Below are 20,143 nucleotides of genomic sequence, written 5' to 3'. Positions count from 1 at the left end.
ACGCTTGAAATAGTGTCCGACGTTGAGCTCGTCGGTCATTCCCATGCCGCCATGAAGCTGCACCGCCTGGTCGGCGACGAACTTGCCGGCATAACCGATCTTCGACTTGGCGCCCGAGGCGAGCCGCGGAAGTCCCGCATCGCCCGCCGCGAGGCTGAGATTGAGATGCTGCATCAGGGAGAGCGCCTCCTGATGCGCGATGAACATGTCGACCATCCGATGTTGCAGCACCTGGAAGGAGCCAATGGTGGCGCCGAACTGCTTGCGGGTCTTGGAATATTTCAGTGTGGCGGAATTCAGCTCGCCGATGGCGCCGACGGCCTCCGCGCAGAGGGCGCCGATGGCACGCTCGCGGCAGGCCTCCAGCGCGATGACGCCCTCGCCTTCCCTCCCCAACAATTGTCCGCGGACCTCACGCAGGCCGACCTCGGCGGCCCGGCGCCCGTCGATCGTCTTGAAGCTCTGAAGATCGACGCCGGCGGCGCGGCGATCGACCACGAAAAGGCTGACGCCGCCGCCGTCGCGGTCGTCGCCGGAGGTCCGTGCTGAGACGATCAGGTGATCCGCCCAGGGCGCGGCGATCACCATGGTCTTCTGACCGCTCAGAACGTAGTCGTTCCCCTCGCGCCGCGCCCTGGTTACGACGTTGGCGAAATCGAAACGGGATGCCTTCTCCGCCCAGGCCAGCGCCCAGATCTTGCTGCCGTCGATGATCCCGGGAATGAAGCCCTGCTTCTGCTCGGACGTGCCCGCCTGCTCGATCAGGCCACCGGCCAGCACGACCGTCTCGACGAAAGGCTCGACGACGAGATGCCGGCCGAACTCCTGCATGATGATCATGGTCGACAACGGACCGCCGCCGAGACCGCCGGCGTCTTCCGAGAACGGCGCTGCGAGCAGGCCGAGCTCGGCGAAGGCGTCCCACTGCGTCCGGCTGAAGCCTTCCTCGCTCGCCACGATCTTGCGCCGCGCCTCGAAATTATACTGGTCGCGCAGCAGGCGCTGGACGCTGGAGCGCAGCAATTCCTGCTCTTCCGTGAACTGAATATCCATCCGATCCTCCCAAATCCGGCGTGACTAGAGCCCGAGCACAGCCTTGGCGATGATGTTGCGCTGGATCTCGTTGGATCCGCCGTAGATGCTGAGCTTGCGCGCGTTCAAATATTTCTCCGACGCGGTGTGGCCATAATCGGGGCCGGGCATGAAACGGTTGGCGCTGGCCGGATGCTCGCGGATGGCAAGGCCGTAATTGCCGATGGCGCGATGGGTGAGCTCGGTAATGTGCTGGAAGATCTCGGTGCCGCGGATCTTGAACAGCGACGCGGCCGGGCCAGGATCTATGCCGCGCGCCATCTGGGCGACGACGCGCAGCTCCGTCGCCTCCAGCGCCAGCACGTCGAGCTCGATGCGGGCAATGTCCCGCAGAAATTCGAGATGCGCGGGATCGTCGGCCGGTATCTCGGCCCTCACGATCTGCTTCAGCTTGTTGATGTAGCGGGTCGACCGGCCGATTCCGGCCATGCTGGTGCGCTCGTTGCCGAGCAGGAATTTGGCGTAAGTCCAGCCCTTGTTCTCCTCGCCGACGAGGTTCTCGGCGGGCACGCGGACGTTCTCGAGGAAGATGTCGTTGACTTCATGGCTGCCGTCGATCGTGATGATCGGCCGCACCGTCACCCCGGGCGACTTCATGTCGATCAGCAGGAAGGAGATCCCGGATTGCGGCTTCGCGTTCGGATCGGTCCGTACCAGGCAGAAGATCCAGTCGGCATGCTGCGCCAGCGTGGTCCAGGACTTGTGCCCGTTGACGATGTAGTGGTCGCCGTCGCGCACCGCTTTGGTGCGGACCGAGGCAAGATCGGAGCCGGAGCCCGGCTCCGAATAGCCCTGGCACCACCAATCTTCGCCCGACAGGATTCGCGGCAGGAATTTCGTCTTCTGCGTCGCGTTGCCGAATGTGTAGATCACCGGTCCCACCATGGTCACGCTGAACGCGAGCGGCGGCAGCGTTCCGGCCCGAGAGGCTTCCTGCTCAAAGATGAAGCGTTGCGTGATCGACCAGCCGGGACCGCCGTACTCCTTGGGCCACAGCGGCGCGATCCAGCCCTTCTTGTAGAGAATTCGATGCCAGAGCAGCGACTGCTCCTTGGTCAAATCCGTCTCGGGATTCGGAACGCGCATTTCCTGCGGATAGTTTTCCGCAATGAAGGTGCGCACCTCATCACGAAAGGCAGCATCCTCGCTGGAAAGATTGAGCTCCATCGCAACAGTCTCCGCTACCACTTCTCACCGAAGGGGCGGATCTCGAGCTCGAAGGTCCAGGCGCTGCGCGGCTGCTGATACAGCAGCCAATAGGATTCCGCGACGGACGACGGCGGCATCAACAGATCAGGATTATCGAGGGCGTTCGGACCGAGCGCCTCGATCCGCCGTTGGCGCACCCATTCGGTGTCGACCCCGGAGTCGATGATGAGATGCGCCACGTGAATGTTCTTCGGCCCCAGCTCGCGCGCCGCGGCCTGGGCAACGGCCCGCAGACCGAACTTGGCACTGGCGAAGGCTGCATAGCCAATTCCGCCGCGCAGGCTCGCCGTTGCACCGGTGAAGAAGATGTTGCCCTTGCCGCGAGGCAGCATTAGCCGCGCGGCTTCGCGGCCAGCGAGAAAGCCAGAATAGCAGGCCATCTCCCAGACCTTGCGGAAGACGCGCTCGGTTGTTTCCAGAATCGGGAAATTGACGTTGGCGCCGATGTTGAAAATGCAGACCTCGAGAGGCGCGTGATTGTCTGCGTCTTCGAGGAAGGAGATGATCTCCTCCTCCTTGCGCGCATCGAGCGAACGCGCGTGAATCTCGCCGCCGCCCGCCTCGATCTCCTTGACGAGCGGCTCGAGCTTGGCGCCGTTCCGGCGCCCGGCAAACACCGTGAAGCCCTCCGAGGCAAACTTCTTTGCAATCTCGCCGCCGATATAGTCGCCGGCACCGATCACGGCCACGGTTGCGTTTCTCTTTTGCAAGGGTCGTCTCCCGGTTAAATTAGACCTGTTGAAGCTGTTCTGCCGGTGCCGGAGCATCCGGCCCAGTGCACTGCTCGCGCACCGTGGCCGAGGCCTATTCGAATTGGAGTTAACGTTCTTTTTTAGAACTCGTCAATTGCTAAATGGGCCATCTGGCAACTTATCGCCAGAGTGGCAGAGTAGCTGTCGCTTTGCCTAGCTTAGCAGAACGTCTGTTTACAACGCTGCGGCGAACGGCTAGCTATAAGTACTAAATAAGAACTTATAGGGAGGAAAGCGATCATGATGGAAGGTCCGGGCGTGGCAATCCTGGTGGGCGCGGGCGATGCGATCGGGGCCGCTGTCGCCCGACGTTTTGCCAAAGGCGGCTACACGGTCTGTATCTGTCGACGTGACGCAACCAAATCCCAAGGGCTCGTGGACGAGCTGACGGCTGCCGGCTGTCGTATCCACGCCTTCAGTGTCGATGCGCGGCAGGAAGCCGAAGTGCAGAAGCTCTTTTCCGACATCGAAAGCAATATCGGACCGATCGAGGTCTGCCTTTTCAATGCCGGATCGAACGTCAACAAGCCGCTCGTGGACACCACGGAGAAGCTCTTCTTCAAGGCCTGGGAGCTGGCGTGCTACGCCGGATTCCTCGTGGGCCGCGAAGCTGCGCGCGTCATGCTGCCGCGCGGGCACGGTACCATCTTCTTTACCGGGGCGACCGCCAGCCTTCGCGGCGGCCAGGGCTTTGCAGCGTTTTCATCGGCAAAATTCGGCCTTCGCGCGGTGGCCCAGGCCATGGCGCGCGAGCTTGGGCCGAAGAATATCCATGTCGTCCATCTCATCATCGATGCCGGCGTCGACAGCGAAGCCATCCACCAGCGCATGAAGGCGGCAAAGGGGATCGAGGCAAGCGCGATCCCGCCGGACAGCCTGACGAAGACCTCCTCTATCGCAGAAGCCTATTGGTTCACGCATCAGCAGAGCCGCGACGGCTGGACCCATGAACTCGATCTTCGTCCATCGGGGGAGAAGTGGTGATGAACGCGACACCCGATCTCACGCTGTGGGGCGCCGGCACAAGCCGCACCATTCGCGCACACTGGGCAATGCACGAACTTGGCCTATCCTATAAGGTCAAGCCGATCGGACCACGGACGGGCGAAACCAAAACCGCTGAATACACCAGGCTCAATCCCCGCCAGAAGATCCCACTCTTGCAGGATGGCGACTTCTGCATCGGCGAGAGCGCCGCGATCGTTGCCTATCTGTCGCGCATGTATTCCACGCCGGAACGCTCGCTGATTCCGGAGTCCAGCCGCGACTATGCCGCGTGGCTCGAATGGTGCTTCTTTGTCGTGGCCGAGCTCGATTCCACGAGCCTTTACGTCATGCGCCGCCACCGGGCCGATGCGCTGGGACACATCTATGGCGTCGCACCTGAAGTCGTCGCTCAAGCTGCGGAATACTTTCGCGGCCAGTTGCGCCACGTTGAAGTCGCCTTGGCTGACGGCCGGCCGTTTCTCATGGGCGGGCGCTTCAGCAGCGCAGATATCCTGCTTACGACGTGCCTCGACTGGGCCATCGCTTACGGCGTCGGCATTTGCGAGAATGCGATGCCCTACCTCGAACGCATCCGGCGACGGGAGGCCTATCAGCGAGCGGTCGCGGCTAATGTTCCTGTGGCCGCTGTTGCGGTCGGGCCGGCAAAGCTCTAAGCGATCGCCGGCAGCGCTAACGCTTCTGCCTACACGGCCACGCGCAAGGCGCGCTCGGCGATCATTTTGTCGATGGCGCCGTCGTCGTATCCGAGATCGCGCAGCACCTCGCGCGAATGCTCGCCGACCCGGGGGGCCGGCCCGCCGATCGCGGCCTGGTTGATCTCGAAGCGGGCTGCCGGCTTCGGCTGCCGGACACGGCCGACCTTCGGCTGATCGAATTCGGCGATGATGCCGCGCGCCACCACCTGTTCATTGTGAATGATCTCACTCCGGCGCAGGATTGGTGCGCAGGGCACGTCCGCGGCATCGAGACGCTCCAGCCACTCGGCTGTCGTATCCTGGCTGATGTATTCCGCCATCTTGTTGATCCGCGCGGTGGCATTGACCGAGCGCGCCGCCGGGGTCGCGAACCGGAGATCATTGGCAAGCTCGGGATCGCCGGAAGCGCGGCAAAAGCCCTGCCATTCGGAGTCGGAGATGGTGCCGGCGGTGATATAGCCGTCGCTGGTCTTGAACACCAGGTCCGGCCGATCATTCGGATCGACAGTGGCCGCCTCGGCGCCGACCACCGTGTACTGCATCATGCCTTCCGGCCAGAGATAGGAGATCATCGCATCCAGCATCGCCACCTGGATGTGGTCGCCCTGCCCGGTCTTCTCACGCGCATAGAGCGCCGCCGCCACCGCCTGAGCGGTGAACACCGCGGTGGTCTTGTCACATACGATGGTGCGGATCATCTGTGGCCGGTTCGTGACCGGCTGCGACTGGATATCGGCGAAGCCCGACAATCCCTGAACGATCGGATCATAGACGCGCTTCTTTACATACGGGCCGGTATCGCCGACCCCGCTGATGGAGACGTAGATCAGGCGCGGATGGCGCTGGCGCAATTCCTCGACGCCGAGACCGAGACGTTCCATGGTGCCTGGCCGAAAATTCTGCACCAGGACATCGGCCTGCGCAACCAGCCGGGTGAGCACCTCGCGCCCCGACATACTCTTGACGTCGATCGACAGCGAGCGCTTGCCGCGGTTTGAAGAGATGAATAGCGCGGAGAACTCGCCCTCCTTGTCGATGGTGGCGCGGCTGCGGCGGGTAATGTCGCCGCCGATCGGCTCGATCTTCAGCACGTCGGCGCCCTGATCCGCCAGAAACATGGTCGCGAACGGACCCGACACCACGCCGGTCAAATCGAGCACTCGAACGCCGTGAAGTGGGCCGGGCATGGGCATTCTCCCTGAATTTACGTTTGCGTTGAGTCCGAGATTGGCTTTGCCACTCAGCCCGGACAGTCGGTGCCCTCAGGCCGTCTTGGGAACAGGTTGCTTGGTCTGCTCGACGATCGATTCCTCGACGTCGCGGATCTGGTCTTTGCCGAAGAACATTTCCTTTCCGACGAAAAACGTCGGAGAGCCGAATGCTCCCCGGCTGACGGCGTCGTTGGTCAGATCAATCAGCCTTTTCTTGACGTCATCCTGCTGCGCACGCTCCAACAGCCGATCGACATCGATACCCGAGGAGACAAACGCGCGACAGAAGATTTCGAGGTCGTCCATTTTCTTCGGCTCTTCCCACATATGATGATAGGCGGCGCGGAAATAGGGCTCGAACATGCCCTCGAACTGGGCGGCGACAGCACCTCGCATCAGCATCAGCGTGTTGACGGGAAAGAAGGGATTCTGGCGAAACTTCGTGATGTTGTGACGTCGGATAAACCGCTGAGTCTCCAGCGCCTGATATTCCGGCTTGTTCTTGATGCCGCGAAGCGAATCGAACGGCGACATGTTGCCGGTCGCCTTGTAGATGCCGCCGAGTAGAACCGGGACATACGCGAATTTCACACCGGTGCGCTGCTCAATGCCAGGAATGGCCACTTCCGCCAGGTAGGCGTTCGGGCTACCGAAATCGAACTGGAATTCAACCTTCAGGGTCATCTCGGCCTTCTCCGGGAGAGCAAATGCGGTCACTGGCGATCCGATGCCAGCGCGACTTTCGGCAACCATACAGTTCTTAAATAGAACTGTCAAATGAGCCTGTAATCTGCTGATTTAGCCTACCGGGAGGGGTATTGTTTGGAATCTAGTACCTATCTAGAATGCAAGAGCCCGTGCCGGCCTCCGTGACGATTCGAGACGGCCCATTTGCGGGGACGATTGGAGTGGGTGAATGAAGTGGAAAGAACTCGAGGAAGAGCCGTGTTCGATGGCCCGAACCATCGGCGTGATCGGCGATCGCTGGACTCTTCTGATCCTGCGCGAATGCTTCCTGCGCACGCGCCGCTTCGAGGGATTTCAGTCGGCGCTCGGAATCACACGACACTTGCTCGCCGAACGGCTGAAAAAGCTGGTTCGGCAGGGCATCCTGCGCCGCATTCCCTACCAGGAATCCCCCAAGCGCCACGAATATATCCTGACCCAGAAGGGGCTCGACCTCTATCCGATCATGATGGCGATCGTGCATTGGGGCGATACCCACATGGTCGACGAGCGCGGCCGACCGTTGCTGCACCAGCACCGCAAGTGCGGAAAGGACTTCGATCCGGTCATGGTGTGCTCTGAATGCGGCGAGCCGCTGTCAGCCAAGGAGGTTCATACTCACCCTGGACCAGGTGCCCTCGGCACCCCCGCGACGGCGGCGCCGGAGGTCCGGAAGACAAAGGCGCGCTCACGCGCCGCTTGAGATGGCCGCCCAGGGAATGCTGCTCGAGCGTCCGCGCATCGGATAGCAACGCAAGGGAGCGCATGCGGGCGCCGCCAGGCCGAAACGCGATGTCGCTCGACTCGCCCTTACACTCGGACCACATCGCGGCCCGGTTCGTTGGAGTAGAGACGTTCAACCTGTTCGGAGCGAACCTTCAGCACGGCGCGTTGGTTGACGTAGGCCTTGTCCGTGATCTCTCCCGCAGCCATTGATGGAGGATCCTTCAGCAGAGAGAAGGAACAGACTCTTTCGCTGCTTCCGACGGTCTCGTTATATTCCTGAAAACGATCCCTTAGAAATTGAATCACGAAGGGATCGCAGGTCGGATCTGCGGCCAGGCTCTTCGAAACTCGCGCCGCCTCGGTCGGATTCAACCAGCAGAGCAGCGCGCACGCCTCGCGATTTTCGCCCGCAACGACGATGTCCAGCAAGACGCCGCGCGTCGCGGCCAGGATTGCCGCGCGCATGTTTCCGATCGAGACCCAGGTGCCATTCGCAAGCTTGAAGTTCTCGGAAATTCTTCCCGTAAAGCGCAGCCCAAGCTCCGGCTTCTGTGGATCCAGAAACGAGACAGTGTCGCCGATGCGGTAGAATCCTTCCTCATCGAAGGCCCTTTCTGTCAAATCCGGCCTTTCGAGATAGCCGGGCGTGACGTTAGGACCCTTGACCCTGGCCTCGTAGGTATCGGAGACCGGGATGAGCTTGAGCTGCAGCCCCGGCGCGGGAAGACCGATCTCTCCGGGCTGGTCCGTTGCCCAATGCGTCGAGCTGATTGTCGGTGCCGTCTCGGTCGTGCCATAGCCCGACATGACAGGAATTCGTCGGCCGGTGACCGCGAATGTCAATCGATAGAGTTTTTCCAGGGTCCCCTGTGAAATTGCGGCGCCAGCATAACTCAATCGGTCCATCCGCTTGAACACGCTGGCGCCAAGGTCGAGGTCGTTCTCGATCGCATCACACAAGAGGTTATAGCCGGCAGGCACGTTGAACATTGCGGTTGGTGAAATCTCCCTGAGATTGGCGACCGTCTTGTGAAAGAGCTGCGGCAGCGGCCGGCCATCATCGATATAGAGCGTCCCGCCATTTTTCAGGATGCCATGAAGGATGACATTGCTGCCCATCGTATGGTGCCAGGGCAGCCATTCAACCTGCACCGGCACGGCCGGAGGTGACACGAGCAGGCTGCCCATTTGCAGGGAGCTTGCCATCATGCGATGGGTGTTGAGCACCCCTTTGGGGAAGCCGGTCGAACCGGACGTGAAGAGAATCTTTGCAACGGCCTCGCAAGGCACCACACGCGATGCGCGCTCGAATCCTTCGTTCCCGGTTCGAGCCGTCAGAGCCTGAAAAGGCACTGTGTCCGGCGCACCATCGACGCTGATCCAGGTCGCGGCGGCCAATTCGGGAATGGCGCGGCCGGCGGAAAAGTCGCGTCCGCTTTGAACGAACACGAAGCTCGGGCGCAGCACTTCCGCGACGTCCTTGAGACGTGCGAGGCCCCCCGGCATCAGCGTGTAGTTCGGCGAGATCGGCGCCAGAATGACCCCGATCGACATCGCCGCAAACGAGATCACCGCGTTCTCGATGGAGTTTCCGGAAAGGACCGCAAGCTTGTCGGCAGGCTTAGCGCCCATATCGATCAGGCTCTGGCCGACCGCCTGAACCTGCGACCATGCCTCACTATAGGTGATCTCGTCCCACCCTCCCTTCGCATTGCGTTGCGCAAGGAAAACCCGATCCGGAACGGCATTGGCCCAGCGCGGCAGAAAATCAGTGATGCGCCAGTCGCACGGTGTCCATTCAAGTGGCGAGCTCAAGACAAGCGTGCCGTCGATTCGACGCTCGATGGAAACCTCGCGGGGTGCAAACGTCAGTGCCGTCGTCGACATCGAAATGATCTCCCGAATTGCTGAAAGGGCGACCGCATGCGATGCAGCCCCGTAATGCCCAGCGGCGGCCTGCCGGCGCAGAGCAAGCTCGGACGCAACTGATGCGGCGTCCGTCACTCTGGCTGCTGCGAAATCATTCGGACCTGGCATCCAACACCTCGCCGAAGGCTTCCCAGGTCGATCCGGTCCATCGTTGCAAACGCATCTGCGTCCAGATCATGTTCTCGGATTCGCTGGTGTTTACCTTGATCCCGGGCAGCGCGGTCGGGACGACGAAATCCCTGAGGTTCTTGGCCTGCGCCAGAATGTTCTTGCGGGACAGGTCATTGCCGCATTGCTTCAGGATCTGCTCGAGCAGGATGCCTTGCTGATAGCCGGTCAGATAGCTGCCGTTGGTGATATCGACGCCGGCCAGGTACTTGTCGAGAAACGCCCGATAGGCCTGCATGGCGGGATCGTCTTTCCATGTGGGATCCACGACGTCCTTGTTGATCGTCCCGACGATCACGCCGACCGATTTGTCGAGGCCAGCCGGCGCGAGCGTGCCTCCGACCGAACCGGACGGAAAGTTGATGATGACGGTCGCTTTCCAGCCGATCACAGAAGCTTGCCGGATCGCCTGCGCTGCGAATTTCGGCGTTCCCGCGATCATCAGGGCGTCGGCACCGGAGCTTTTCAGGGTTGTGATCTGCGAATCGACGGTCGGCTCCGTGACCTCATAGGACGCGCTGACGACCTTCCGGTCGTAATCCTTGCCGAGAAAGCCCTTGAAGGCATTGACGTAATCTTTGCCGAGATCGTCGTTCTGATGGAGGATCGCGTATTTGGCGTTCGGCAGCGTCCTGGTCAGATATTTGGCGTAGATTTTTCCTTCGGTGTCGTAGCTGACAAGGCCTGTCGTGGTCAGCGGATGACTGCCGACGTCGGTGAACTTGGACGAGCCGCTGATGATTGCGATGCTGGGCACCGCTTTCGCCCTCAGATATTTTGCCGTGGCCGAAAGACCGGGCGTGCCGAGCTGGCCGAACATGAACGCCACTTCATCGCTCTCGACCAGCTTGCGGACGTGCTCCACCGCTTTCGGAGGGCTGTAGGCGTCGTCATAGGCGATGTAGTTGATCTTGCGGCCGTTGATGCCGCCGCGGTCATTCACCGATTGAATGTAGGCGATAAGGCCCTTGCCCACGAGACCGATCGATGACGCAGGTCCGCTGAACGGAAACACCCCGCCAATCTTGATCTCGGTCGCGGTAACTCCCGGCTCATCGGCTGCGAAGGCTGGACCGCTCAAAATCAAAGCCAGAGCCGCAACGACCTTCCACTTCATCAACATTGTTCGTCCTCCCTGATGCGCACCCTTACAGGTACGTCATTGTGTTTTGCCGCCTCACCGGCTGCTCGCATCACGCCAGACGAAACGAGCGTCTTGCTGTGCAAGCCTGGACTGGCCCAGCGCGCGGCAAATCCCTGCGGCCGTTGAGACCGGCCGTCTTGCCCTAAAGGTTACAGTTCTATTTTAGAACTAGTCAAGCACTTTAGACGGCCGCCAGCTGACGACGGGACGCGCTCACTGCGCGCGGGCAAGTTACACATTCAGCTGGAAAGAATGGAGCTAGCCTTTCTAGATGCTTACTTGCTAAGCGCTGGATGCACTCACACGCTGGTATACCCGCCCGAGGAACGACCACGCGCGATGCCGCCTCCAGCCAATTCGTTAATTCTAATATTGAACTTTATGAGGTGCCGTGCTGCCCTTCGGAGGGCGTTCTTTCAATCGCCCCGCCGGGCCACGATTCAAGTCTTCGTACCGCCAAAGGTCTGGGTGCCGCCATTTTACGCGCGTATTCGGTGAAGCAGCTGTCATCCGTGATCATGAGCGCACGGCGGCAGTTCTAACCGTCGATCCCCAGAGCGCGACGACACGTGGCATACACCGGAACAAAATCGCGCGGCGATTGGTAGGCACTGCGACGTGCACGCCTTCGTGGAAGCTGAGACTGCAAATGGCGAGGCAAGATGAGCTAGGCTCTTGAAGGTTTTCACGGCGCGTTCGTTGTCCGCACGTCGCTTCACTGACGGCATCAAGAACTGGCTTCGGAAAACCGGCCCCGGTCGCCCGCACGCACGCGATCCATTCATGGAACCATATCTGAGGTGGCCGGTTGGCTTGCCGTTGAGCTGTCACTCTGCAGAGCAGCTTGGCACGACCGGCACGAGTCCCAGCGCCGGGCATCCGTCGGGGGTGAATCCCGCGATGGACCACGCGACTAGAGTTGGTAACCGATTGTTAGCAGCGTTGCCGCCGGCGGATTTTGCTTTGCTTGCACCTCATTTGCGGAAAGTCGCGCTTGAGCGCGACGCCGTACTGGTCCGATCAGGCGATCGGATCGAACACCTTCTCTTCCCCTGCGGTGGCGCGATCGCCTTTATCGTGGGCTTACCGAACGGGCAGACGGCCGCCACGGGGGTGATCGGCCATGAGGGTGCTGTCGGTCTGACGTCGGCGCTTGGCGCATCCCGCTCACCCGTGACGGCGGTCGTCCGCGTCCCAGGGACAGCGCTGCAGATTCCGGCGGCGCAATTTATGCCGGCTCTGCGTCGCAGCCCTGCGATCACATCCATGGTGCAGATTTTCACGAGATCGCTGTTGACGCAATTCCAGCACGTCGCGGCTTGCAATGCCCTGCACTCCGTCGAGGCCCGGATGGCGCGCTGGCTGCTTCACATTCACGACCGGGCAGATGGCGGCAATCTCCTCCCTTTGACGCAAGAGACCATGTCGGAGTTACTGGGAGTCCGCCGCACCACCGTCACGCACGTCGTGAGCGCGTTGCGCGCGTCAAGAGCGCTGAAATCGAACCGGCGCGGTCAGCTCGAGATCGATCGGCCGCGGCTCGAAGCCGTGGCATGCGAGTGCTACAAGGTGATGAGCCGCAGGATCGATCGGATCGTTTCGCAGGGCGCAGCCGAGGTTCTTCACGCCGCTCCGGCGCGAGCCTGCCAGCCGACCGGTAACCGACTATCCAAGGCAGGCTCGTAGACCCAGGCCTCCCTCGCGAACCACTCGTGTGTGGCCGCGCAGATCCGGCAATAGGTGCGCGAGAAGAATACTGCGCTGCACCGGAATCTTTCGCGATCGGTCTCGATCCCCGTCGAAATGGCACTCCCCGTTTCCGGGCACTTAATCATTACTATACCCATCTTGATTTCCTGCAATCTATTGCCGGCTCTGGGCACGCTCGCCCGCCATCGGCTGGACCGCGCCTCTCCTTGTCGCGGAGAGGCTGTCCAGCCGATCCGCGCGGCCGGTAGCCTCGATTCAGACGGTCTTATGCGACGGTCCTGCGCAATACCCGGCTGAAGCCCGTCTTGATGGGCTCGGTCGTATCGATTGCGACTTTCTGCGCGAGCTCCCAAAGCTCCCGGTTCTGTGCGGAGGCGGCTTCGAAAGCCTCGCGGCTTTGGGCGGTCGAAAGATGGACGATTTCCGGCAGCGATCTGGTCTCAGCGAGCCGAGAAAAGAATTCCAGGGTGGCATTGGTATTGTGCTTGGAAATCTCGATGACCCTGGCGCCATAGTCGACGGCACCCTTGACGTTCATGGAACAGGCTTCGCGGAAAACGTCGCTGATCTCCTCGGAAGTCGCCTTCATGCTCTCGATATTTTTCCTGGCCTGCGCGGCGCCCTGCTCGGCAAAACCGCGGAAAAATTCCTGGAAATTCAAAAGCGGCAACTCGAACCTTGGCTTTGCTCCGTTCGAGCTCTCATTCACGGCATGCGTTTCGACTTTCACATTGGCATCATTCACGAGCTTTCATCCTTTCAAGCGAAACTAGGTAATGGATTGAAGACCCCAAAGCGCCCGGCACGTGCTGCGCCAGGAGACCAGCGCCCCTATTCCCGGCGTGGTAGGATGCTGCTGCGAATGAACCGCTTCCCCCTCGCCGAAGCCAACTATGATCGACTAAAGTCGAGCCATCCGTTCGCTTTCGGACACTCGTTGCAATAATTCGACGGATTGCGACCAGGCGACGCAGGGATGAAATTTAAATCTGCCAAGTTGCAACGACCGCTCGCTTGCCTTCTGAGCTCGCTCGCTTTCCCAGGACAGCCCGCTTGCGGAGGTCACGCTTACGGTTCTCTGCCCGACCTACTCGGTCTCTGAGGCTCTCAAGTTCTGCGAGTTGGGAGGCGAGCGCTTCGAGACGCTGGCGAAGAACAGCAGCAGGGTCGTCCGCTCGAGCGCGGATAGGCATGGCAGGTCTCCTATTCGATAGACCAAGCTGTATGCACTAATGCTCAGATCCCGTTGCAGTCGAAACTCGAGTGGTGGGTCGCTCGCAATCGGGATTGCGTTTCCGCGCCTCGTCATCTTCATCTGCACAATCGACGCCGCCAGCTGCGATCGGGCTTCCAGAGCTCCCACCGGTCGCGAACGGCCCTTTACCACCGGATCCCCCTCCACGGGATCCGCCACCGCCGGAGGTCCCTCCGGCAGCTGATGACACACCACGGCGACCGCCAGGTCCGCCACCTCCGGGTGCCCCACCGCCACCGCCACCGCCTGATGCTCCACCACCTCCAGGTGACCCGCTACCAGAGGCTCTCGACCCTGCCCCGGACGGACGATCGTCGTCGAAGAATGACCGGCCCCCGTCGTCGTCTCGGGTCACACCGGTCTGTCCGCCCGAACGTGCGATCGCGGTCGAGGTCAGGGAGGTCGACAGCAGCAGCGTCATGACGGGGGGTGTCACGGCCGCGAATCTTCCGCAGGTTTTGAGGAATGCCCGACGATCGTCGTCTTCAGTGCGGTCACGGGACACAATGCGCTCTCCTCGAGTTAAATATTTATTTTCTCCTATTATATATTAAATCCACTTTCAACCAAGACTTTTGTTTGAAAAGGGGCAACTGTTGAGCGTATGTCGAGCCGGCAGCTCTCGCCATTTTCCGCAGCCTCTCGAACTTGCGGCTCTCGGCGGTAGCGGCCGAGTCGAATTTCGGGCTTGCAATTGAGCATTTAATGTATTTATTTCTAATTTATATTAATCGAGCGACTACCAGGACACCGCAGGATTTACCATGCCACTGCAGTTCCATCGATCCCTCAAGCACATGGAGATATGGAGCGCGAGCAGCGATGGCTTCTCGTTCGTGATCAGCTTTGGAAGCCCCACGGGTCCGGGCTTTCACGGACGTTCCGGCTATCTGGCGAGTTGGCGACCGCTCTACCAGAACAACGGCGCGATCAAGATCAGCGGTTCGCCCTTCCGAACGCTGGCCGAAGCAGAAGTGGCCTGCCGCAACATGGCCGAGCATCTGGCCGCGACAATCGACCTCCCCCACTTAACATAATGAACGACGCATCTCGGACAGGATGCGCGAAAACAATCGACGATTGTTCGCAGGTCTCTGGGAGCGCCGTCGGCTCCGGCATCAAACTCCCTCTTTAGTGCTGCTGGGGCCGGCTAGGCCGCGGGTAAAATCGTCCTGTCCTGCCTGCGTGCATCGGCCCCCGTTGAACACCCGTGACAGCAAAGCAAAGGCCTACATCGAAAGGCCTACATCGAAGGTGCAGCGAGGTTAACGGCAACCATATCCAATCAGGTGCGATTTGCGGCTAACGCGTACGCTCCGGAAGGACACCGTCGGGCTTCGCGTCCTCGTCATCTCGAACCGACGGATCCGGCTGGAGCAGCCCGGAGGGGGCGAACTCACGGGGAGCTGCATGCTGCTCGTTTTGCGAAATCGCCAATGCCGCGAGAACTGTACGATTGCTGATATCCAGCTTCTGGAAGATGTGGTGAAGGTGGACCTTGATCGTACCGTCGGCAATGTTCAGTCGACGCCCGATCTCCTTGTTCGATAACCCCTCCGATACGAGCCTCATGATTTGCCGCTCCCGGTCGGTCAGTTGTGTCAGGGACTTCTCCTCACCTGCGCGAGGCTCCTCACCGATCTCCCCACAAGGGCCCGTCAACCCCGATGCAAGTCCTTGGTTCTGCGCAACTTTCCGCAGGGTCGCGACCAGCATCTCCGGCTTCGCATCCTTCGTGAGGACGATGCACGCGCCATCCGCGGCCAGCCTTTGCAACTCGCGATCGCCGGCCTTACCGGCGAAGAAAATGACCCGGGCTCCTCTGCCAGCGGTGTTTGCGAGAGCAAGAAGATCCGGTCGGCTAACGTCGGGCATTGCGTTATCGACCAGTATAATGTCCGGCACGAGGAGGCGGATCGCCTCGATGCAGCTCGCAGCATCGCCGCAGGAGGCCACGATCGCAAAATCGTGCTGCGTCGCAAGGACGCTGCTGATGCCCTGCAAAACGATCGGGTGCCGATCCGCGATGACGACTCTGATGCGGCGCATGCTTCCCCTTGCCTATCGCCAACAACTCCGCATGCAGCCGTTTAATCCACCATTCCCTCTATAGAGACGCGCAGGAGGCATAACCAATCCGTTCTGCCAAAACGTCGCACTGCCAACTTCGCCACGGCACGTGTCGGCAACGCTTGATGGCCGCATCAACGTAACTCGCTTAGAGAATGCGTGCAGCACCGTAAGAATGCGGGTCTCCTCAAGGAAATCCGAAACCGCATATTCACCGACAAAACCGCGATTTCTACTGCAATTATGGGTTGCTGCAATATGACAACCCTCCCACAGAATGTATTGGTGCAGTAGTTTGGTTGCTTCGTCAGTGTTGGTTAACATTATCTAACTCGTCACCGGCCACTTATTACGAACGATATATAGGGACATTCACGATTCAAATCTAACATTCGACAAAGTTTCACCGGAGCGAGGCAATCCGAAAAAGCCTCGACCCAGACGGGAAGGCCCAGAAAGAGGAGGCAAAAAAAGTAATACTATTCATTAAGATAATGCGAGGACTGGTCATCGACCGCGACAGCGGCTGGAATCATTCCGATCTCAGTCGTGTGCCAGCCGGGAGGCTCAAATGAGGGGGCACGAATTTATTTCCAACCATTGATCAGGGATCTCGAACGATAACTGTACTGCTTCAGTAGTAGCACCGATGAAAACCTTGTCAGCAAAGTTGGGGGCGGCATTTCCTCAACCCGCAACTTCCGATCTGCAGTCACGGGATCATCGCTGGTCATGAGTAGGTGGTCACATGTATTCTTCGGCTATTTTGCGTCAAACGCATGAGGCGCTGATCGTTCAATTCACCGAATTGCAGAATTTACGTAGTCGCGTGTTGATGGCCGAGCAGCGCTTGCTTGGTCCAATGCGACGGGTCCGTCGGCGGAGAGCGGCCGAGAGGCGGCCGGTCGGTCGGAGGCACCGACCAGGCCGGTAGCATCAAGAAGAAGCGCGTTGCAGACCGAGCTGCGCACGAGCCGATCGTGCTTGCCGGACCCGGGTTCGACCTGATAAGTCCCCCTCCTATTTCAAATCGGAAGTAGTGGGGACGGCTTCCATGGAGAAGGACGACTGGGCATCCGCGACCACGGCCGAGCTGTGGCGGCTTTACGATGAGGTGACGACTGTTCTCAGTCGGAGAATGATCGCGGAAAAAGCCAAGCTCGAAGAACGGCTTCGCAGGATTGAGGGAACTGCCGGGGCCCCGAACGCGGAGCGTGTGCGCCGTCCCTACCCCCCAGTGCTGCCGAAGTACCGGAACCCTAAGGACCCATCCGAAACCTGGTCCGGTCGCGGTAAGCAGCCGCGATGGCTGAAAGCGCAGCTTCGAGCCGGCAAGAAGCTGAGCGATCTACTGATCAACCGCCCATCCGGACAAAGCCGCCGCCGGACCGGCTGAGCACCACGGCCGTGTCCCGACGCCGTGCGCCGAGACGATGCCCCGGGCGGCTTACACAGCGGTTTGGGCCGTCCCTGCCGCCAGCATGCCGCGGGGCCGCAGCCCATTGACCGCAATGCCAACTGCACGGGGCCGGCAACGACGGCCATGGTGGTCCGACTTGCGGATTTCGCCGCTGCCGGTCCAACGATGAGCAGTAAGCCCGATCCACGGGAGCGCGGCGCCAAGGAAAAGGAAATGGCGATCCGCATCCCGCTCGCCCGCTAACGATTACGCCCCTTTCCCGTCGATCGTCGCCCACAGCTGATGACTGCTCGGCATTTGTACGCGAAGCCAACGATAGGGGACTCGCGACCAGAGCTTGATCTCTGGGGCGAGATTGTCGAGCACGAGATCGCCGCTCCGGGTGCGGACGAGCAGCACCAAATGATGTTCTCCGGAACTGACGATCACCTCGCTCAGTAGCAAAGCCCGCGCCGGCCAGCCACGCCGAAGCAGTTCGTGACGTTTGCTTACAGCGTAGTCGTTGCAGTCCCCGCGATCGGGATTGACGCTCCACACCTCGCCGGCCAAGCCGAGGTCGCTGGGCACCGGCACAATGGCCAGGTTGACCGCGCGGTTGACCTCCAAGAGATCCGCCCAACGCTCCTCGGTCAGCCGGACCGGGCCGCCCCGGAAGCCTCGCCGCGAGCGGCATTCGGCCTCATAGCGCAGGCAGAACATCGTGTACGTCAGAGGCGGGAGCGTGGGCCGTCCGAATTCGATGCGCCCTAGTGCTGCTTGAGAAGTCAAGGGCATCGCCAGGCGTCCTGCGCCCGCCCATGGAGTACCTCCGGCCATCATGGCGACCGCTACAACCAAGACGGAGCCGGAGACTCGATACATCTGCCGATCCCCTTGCGAACACCACTGAGGTTCGGATCCAGCCGCAGCCAGGCCATGGCCAGAACTGCGCGATTAATTCGTCAATTTAAATATATTAATTTATATATAATTAGCAATCAAAATAAGAACGCGATTAAATAATCCAGTCTCGTACCAAAAGCGCTCGGCCGGCCAGTGGACAAGCAGGTTCAAATGCGCGTCGGTTGCTTCTTTCCGGAAGTGCTGCTGCTCTTACGCGGCTATGCTACCTGGCAGCGGCGGCAGCGTTCGTGTCGCGAGCGTCGCGCTGTTATCGGGCGGACGGCGCCGAAGGAGCGGCTGGCTCCAACTTCGTCCCCTCAGACGACAATCGTAGCGGTGACTTCGCTCGCCAAGCGAATGGCTGCAACGGGCAGACATATTTTTCGCAACAGGGAAGCGCCGCACTCGGTCCGCGGTTATGCGCCGAATTTTGTGCGCAGGGCGGGGACGCGAGTCGACATCGCCAGCACCATTGCTTCTCGCGCAGGACACCGCCTGACAGAAGCCTGCGATGGAGCCTTGGAATCGGGGCTCGATCCGAACGCTCGAATTGGACGTTCAGGTCCAGCTATGCCGCGTGTTGGTCGCGTTGTTCGTCAAGGCAGTCCGATTTGAACCCACTCATGACGGCTGCGCCTTTTCGATCGCCTCCGGCAGTCTACCGACGGCCTCTTGATCCGTGGGTAATGCGCTCGCGGCAGCCGCAGGGCGTGCGCGACTGATCTCCCAAGGCCATAAATCCACTGGCTCGCCCGTTCCTGAAGTAGAAATCTTTGCGCGTAGGGCGGGGGCGAGCCGCTCCAGAATCAGGTGCCGCTCCAAACGGATCTCGCGTTCAAGGGCGTCCGAATAGATCGGGAGCGCGTGGATTGTCTCACGAGGGATTCTACAGGACACGTGCCCAAATGGGGTCGCTGCCCCGACCACGATGGCCTTGCCATCCCATTCGATCTCGCCGACGAACTCGATGTTTCCGATGGAACTCAGCGTCATATTAAATTCCAAATTTAATAACTTGGCGTCATTCATTTACAATATTAAATAAAGCCATTAATACAAGTGGAATTTTCTTTCAGAGACCTAGTGAACCGCACTTCGGCGTCACAGAATCAACCGCTTCAGACTCTCGCGATGAACGACGCACTCTATTTTTGAAAGGATGATGGCGCGTCACCAGCCATCAGGGCCGGATTGTCAGCCTCCAACATGAATGCGACTTTGCAGCGAATTCCCCCAGGTAGCGCCAGACGCGGGTTCGGCAAGGCCAGACGCACCCCGAACGTTCCGCTGGCAGCGTCGAGGACGCGATCGACAATGGTGACAGAGGCCATATAGACGCCCCCGATGGGCAGCTCCGGTCGCACCTTCGCTCTGCTGTCGGCACGGATTTGACCAAAATATGCCGTCGGCACAAACACTTCGACCCTCAGCGGATCAATCTGTGCGAGGGTGAGGACTGGGCTCTGGTCATTTCGATATTCACCCGGAACGAGAAGCCGATCGACCACCACGCCGTCGATCGGGCTACGCAGCGCGCGTTGATTCAGAACCTCTTCGGCGTGCGCGACTTCCAAGCGAGCAAGCTCCTTGTTGAGTTGCGCCTCCTTGAGCTGCTGTTCGGCAACCTGTACCTCCGCTTCGGCTTCCTGGAGTGAAGCGAGTGGGCTGACGGACCTTGTATGAAGCTCTTTCAGACGCTCATGTTTTTGACGTAGGAACTGCGCGCGGGCTTCGGCTGACTTCACGGGGGCATCATTGGTCGCGCGGGCCCGCGCGAGCGCCAGCGTTGCGGCCTCGACTCCATCTTCGATCTTGCCAATGATCTGGCCCTGCCGAACGATGTCGCCGCGATCAACATCGAGGCGCGCGATCATGCCGACTGCCGGGCTCGCCAGCTTGACGGTTTGTTGCGGCTCGATCACGCAATTGAATTCTCGCTCCCCCGCCAAGATTTCTGGGGCCTCTGCCCTTGCACCGGAACCGGTAAGCAAGATCCCCACCGTCAGGTACAAGCCCGACAGGATGTAGTTCATCCGCCGAGCTCTGCCGACAATTCCCTCAATCGAACCCATCATGCGAGTTCCCATCGAATTCCGCTTCCGCCCTATTGTATATAATATTAATTGGATTTAATAAGCTTAAAATG

Annotated in this window: 18 protein-coding genes; 6 read left to right on the top strand and 12 right to left on the bottom strand. The window is 60.3% G+C overall.

Annotation, left to right across the window (positions count from 1 at the left end):
• The 3 genes from CWO91_RS02800 to CWO91_RS02790 form a co-directional block, all read right to left on the bottom strand.
• On the bottom strand, nucleotides 1-1,053 hold a 1,053-nt coding region (locus CWO91_RS02800), incomplete at its 3' end, for an acyl-CoA dehydrogenase family protein (protein WP_130212146.1).
• A gap of 24 nt (nucleotides 1,054-1,077) precedes the next feature.
• On the bottom strand, nucleotides 1,078-2,259 hold the full coding sequence (locus CWO91_RS02795) for an acyl-CoA dehydrogenase family protein (protein WP_130212145.1): 1,182 nt from the start codon (nucleotides 2,257-2,259) through the stop codon (nucleotides 1,078-1,080).
• 14 nt (nucleotides 2,260-2,273) lie between these two features.
• Complete coding sequence (locus CWO91_RS02790) at nucleotides 2,274-3,011, bottom strand: SDR family oxidoreductase (protein ID WP_130212144.1); 738 nt, start codon at nucleotides 3,009-3,011, stop codon at nucleotides 2,274-2,276.
• Between the two features lie 282 nt (nucleotides 3,012-3,293).
• On the opposite strand from CWO91_RS02790, the gene CWO91_RS02785 reads away from it, so the two are divergent.
• A complete protein-coding gene (locus CWO91_RS02785; RefSeq protein ID WP_433995541.1) occupies nucleotides 3,294-4,037 on the top strand; it encodes an SDR family NAD(P)-dependent oxidoreductase in 744 nt (247 codons plus the stop codon).
• Nucleotides 4,037-4,714, top strand: a complete 678-nt coding sequence (locus tag CWO91_RS02780; protein WP_130212156.1) for a glutathione S-transferase family protein — start codon at nucleotides 4,037-4,039, stop codon at nucleotides 4,712-4,714. Before CWO91_RS02785 ends, CWO91_RS02780 begins: the two co-directional genes overlap by 1 nt.
• Before the next feature lie 29 nt (nucleotides 4,715-4,743).
• Here the strand turns inward: CWO91_RS02780 and CWO91_RS02775 are convergent, their stop codons facing one another.
• Both CWO91_RS02775 and CWO91_RS02770 read right to left on the bottom strand, forming a co-directional pair.
• Entirely contained in the window at nucleotides 4,744-5,943 is a 1,200-nt protein-coding gene (locus CWO91_RS02775) for a CaiB/BaiF CoA transferase family protein (RefSeq protein WP_130212143.1), read from the bottom strand.
• Between the two features lie 75 nt (nucleotides 5,944-6,018).
• Entirely contained in the window at nucleotides 6,019-6,651 is a 633-nt protein-coding gene (locus tag CWO91_RS02770; RefSeq protein WP_130212142.1) for a 2-hydroxychromene-2-carboxylate isomerase, read from the bottom strand.
• Between the two features lie 232 nt (nucleotides 6,652-6,883).
• Between CWO91_RS02770 and CWO91_RS02765 the strand changes: the two genes are divergently transcribed.
• Nucleotides 6,884-7,396: a winged helix-turn-helix transcriptional regulator gene (locus CWO91_RS02765; protein ID WP_130212141.1), complete on the top strand. Its 513-nt coding sequence runs from the start codon at nucleotides 6,884-6,886 to the stop codon at nucleotides 7,394-7,396.
• Nucleotides 7,397-7,503: 107 nt separating this feature from the next.
• Here CWO91_RS02765 and CWO91_RS02760 read toward each other — a convergent pair whose 3' ends face one another.
• Both CWO91_RS02760 and CWO91_RS02755 read right to left on the bottom strand, forming a co-directional pair.
• The gene (locus tag CWO91_RS02760; RefSeq protein WP_245471100.1) at nucleotides 7,504-9,456 is read right to left on the bottom strand and encodes an AMP-binding protein; all 1,953 of its coding nucleotides are present in this window, start codon (nucleotides 9,454-9,456) and stop codon (nucleotides 7,504-7,506) included.
• The gene (locus CWO91_RS02755) at nucleotides 9,440-10,639 is read right to left on the bottom strand and encodes an ABC transporter substrate-binding protein (RefSeq protein ID WP_130212140.1); all 1,200 of its coding nucleotides are present in this window, start codon (nucleotides 10,637-10,639) and stop codon (nucleotides 9,440-9,442) included. Before CWO91_RS02755 ends, CWO91_RS02760 begins: the two co-directional genes overlap by 17 nt.
• 696 nt (nucleotides 10,640-11,335) lie before the next feature.
• Here CWO91_RS02755 and CWO91_RS02750 point away from each other — a divergent pair.
• The gene (locus CWO91_RS02750) at nucleotides 11,336-12,346 is read left to right on the top strand and encodes a Crp/Fnr family transcriptional regulator (RefSeq protein WP_433995540.1); all 1,011 of its coding nucleotides are present in this window, start codon (nucleotides 11,336-11,338) and stop codon (nucleotides 12,344-12,346) included.
• A gap of 289 nt (nucleotides 12,347-12,635) precedes the next feature.
• Here CWO91_RS02750 and CWO91_RS43980 read toward each other — a convergent pair whose 3' ends face one another.
• Nucleotides 12,636-12,908, bottom strand: coding sequence for a phasin family protein (locus CWO91_RS43980; RefSeq protein ID WP_245471101.1), 273 nt, complete (start codon nucleotides 12,906-12,908; stop codon nucleotides 12,636-12,638).
• A gap of 1,481 nt (nucleotides 12,909-14,389) precedes the next feature.
• On the opposite strand from CWO91_RS43980, the gene CWO91_RS02735 reads away from it, so the two are divergent.
• Complete coding sequence (locus tag CWO91_RS02735) at nucleotides 14,390-14,662, top strand: hypothetical protein (RefSeq protein WP_130212138.1); 273 nt, start codon at nucleotides 14,390-14,392, stop codon at nucleotides 14,660-14,662.
• Between the two features lie 265 nt (nucleotides 14,663-14,927).
• Here the strand turns inward: CWO91_RS02735 and CWO91_RS02730 are convergent, their stop codons facing one another.
• On the bottom strand, nucleotides 14,928-15,674 hold the full coding sequence (locus tag CWO91_RS02730) for a LuxR C-terminal-related transcriptional regulator (RefSeq protein WP_130212137.1): 747 nt from the start codon (nucleotides 15,672-15,674) through the stop codon (nucleotides 14,928-14,930).
• 1,075 nt (nucleotides 15,675-16,749) lie between these two features.
• On the opposite strand from CWO91_RS02730, the gene CWO91_RS02725 reads away from it, so the two are divergent.
• Nucleotides 16,750-17,091: an H-NS family nucleoid-associated regulatory protein gene (locus CWO91_RS02725; RefSeq protein ID WP_130212136.1), complete on the top strand. Its 342-nt coding sequence runs from the start codon at nucleotides 16,750-16,752 to the stop codon at nucleotides 17,089-17,091.
• Between the two features lie 270 nt (nucleotides 17,092-17,361).
• Here CWO91_RS02725 and CWO91_RS02720 read toward each other — a convergent pair whose 3' ends face one another.
• From CWO91_RS02720 to CWO91_RS02710, 3 genes are all read right to left on the bottom strand, one after another.
• Nucleotides 17,362-17,889, bottom strand: coding sequence for a transglutaminase-like cysteine peptidase (locus CWO91_RS02720; RefSeq protein WP_245471099.1), 528 nt, complete (start codon nucleotides 17,887-17,889; stop codon nucleotides 17,362-17,364).
• 729 nt (nucleotides 17,890-18,618) lie between these two features.
• On the bottom strand, nucleotides 18,619-19,026 hold the full coding sequence (locus CWO91_RS02715) for a hypothetical protein (RefSeq protein ID WP_130212134.1): 408 nt from the start codon (nucleotides 19,024-19,026) through the stop codon (nucleotides 18,619-18,621).
• A gap of 116 nt (nucleotides 19,027-19,142) precedes the next feature.
• A complete protein-coding gene (locus tag CWO91_RS02710; protein ID WP_165405190.1) occupies nucleotides 19,143-20,030 on the bottom strand; it encodes an efflux RND transporter periplasmic adaptor subunit in 888 nt (295 codons plus the stop codon).
• Nucleotides 20,031-20,143: the final 113 nt, after the last annotated feature.

The organism is Bradyrhizobium genosp. SA-3 (genome assembly GCF_004212635.1).
In the GTDB taxonomy this organism is placed as follows: domain Bacteria; phylum Pseudomonadota; class Alphaproteobacteria; order Rhizobiales; family Xanthobacteraceae; genus Bradyrhizobium.
Note: the sequence above shows the minus strand (reverse complement) of the source record. Positions and strands in the feature narration are given on the sequence as shown.

Bases quoted from the DNA above. Each gene is read 5' to 3' on its own strand.
- CWO91_RS02715 (WP_130212134.1), bottom strand. From the start codon at position 19,026: ATGAATGACGCCAAGTTATTAAATTTGGAATTTAATATGACGCTGAGT.
- CWO91_RS43980 (WP_245471101.1), bottom strand. From the start codon at position 12,908: ATGAACGTCAAGGGTGCCGTCGACTATGGCGCCAGGGTCATCGAGATT.
- CWO91_RS02770 (WP_130212142.1), bottom strand. From the start codon at position 6,651: ATGACCCTGAAGGTTGAATTCCAGTTCGATTTCGGTAGCCCGAACGCC.
- CWO91_RS02735 (WP_130212138.1), top strand. From the start codon at position 14,390: ATGCCACTGCAGTTCCATCGATCCCTCAAGCACATGGAGATATGGAGC.
- CWO91_RS02710 (WP_165405190.1), bottom strand. From the start codon at position 20,030: ATGAACTACATCCTGTCGGGCTTGTACCTGACGGTGGGGATCTTGCTT.
- CWO91_RS02755 (WP_130212140.1), bottom strand. From the start codon at position 10,639: ATGTTGATGAAGTGGAAGGTCGTTGCGGCTCTGGCTTTGATTTTGAGC.
- CWO91_RS02760 (WP_245471100.1), bottom strand. From the start codon at position 9,456: ATGCCAGGTCCGAATGATTTCGCAGCAGCCAGAGTGACGGACGCCGCA.
- CWO91_RS02725 (WP_130212136.1), top strand. From the start codon at position 16,750: ATGGAGAAGGACGACTGGGCATCCGCGACCACGGCCGAGCTGTGGCGG.
- CWO91_RS02795 (WP_130212145.1), bottom strand. From the start codon at position 2,259: ATGGAGCTCAATCTTTCCAGCGAGGATGCTGCCTTTCGTGATGAGGTG.
- CWO91_RS02775 (WP_130212143.1), bottom strand. From the start codon at position 5,943: ATGCCCGGCCCACTTCACGGCGTTCGAGTGCTCGATTTGACCGGCGTG.
- CWO91_RS02785 (WP_433995541.1), top strand. From the start codon at position 3,294: ATGATGGAAGGTCCGGGCGTGGCAATCCTGGTGGGCGCGGGCGATGCG.
- CWO91_RS02765 (WP_130212141.1), top strand. From the start codon at position 6,884: ATGAAGTGGAAAGAACTCGAGGAAGAGCCGTGTTCGATGGCCCGAACC.
- CWO91_RS02780 (WP_130212156.1), top strand. From the start codon at position 4,037: ATGAACGCGACACCCGATCTCACGCTGTGGGGCGCCGGCACAAGCCGC.
- CWO91_RS02730 (WP_130212137.1), bottom strand. From the start codon at position 15,674: ATGCGCCGCATCAGAGTCGTCATCGCGGATCGGCACCCGATCGTTTTG.
- CWO91_RS02720 (WP_245471099.1), bottom strand. From the start codon at position 17,889: ATGCCCTTGACTTCTCAAGCAGCACTAGGGCGCATCGAATTCGGACGG.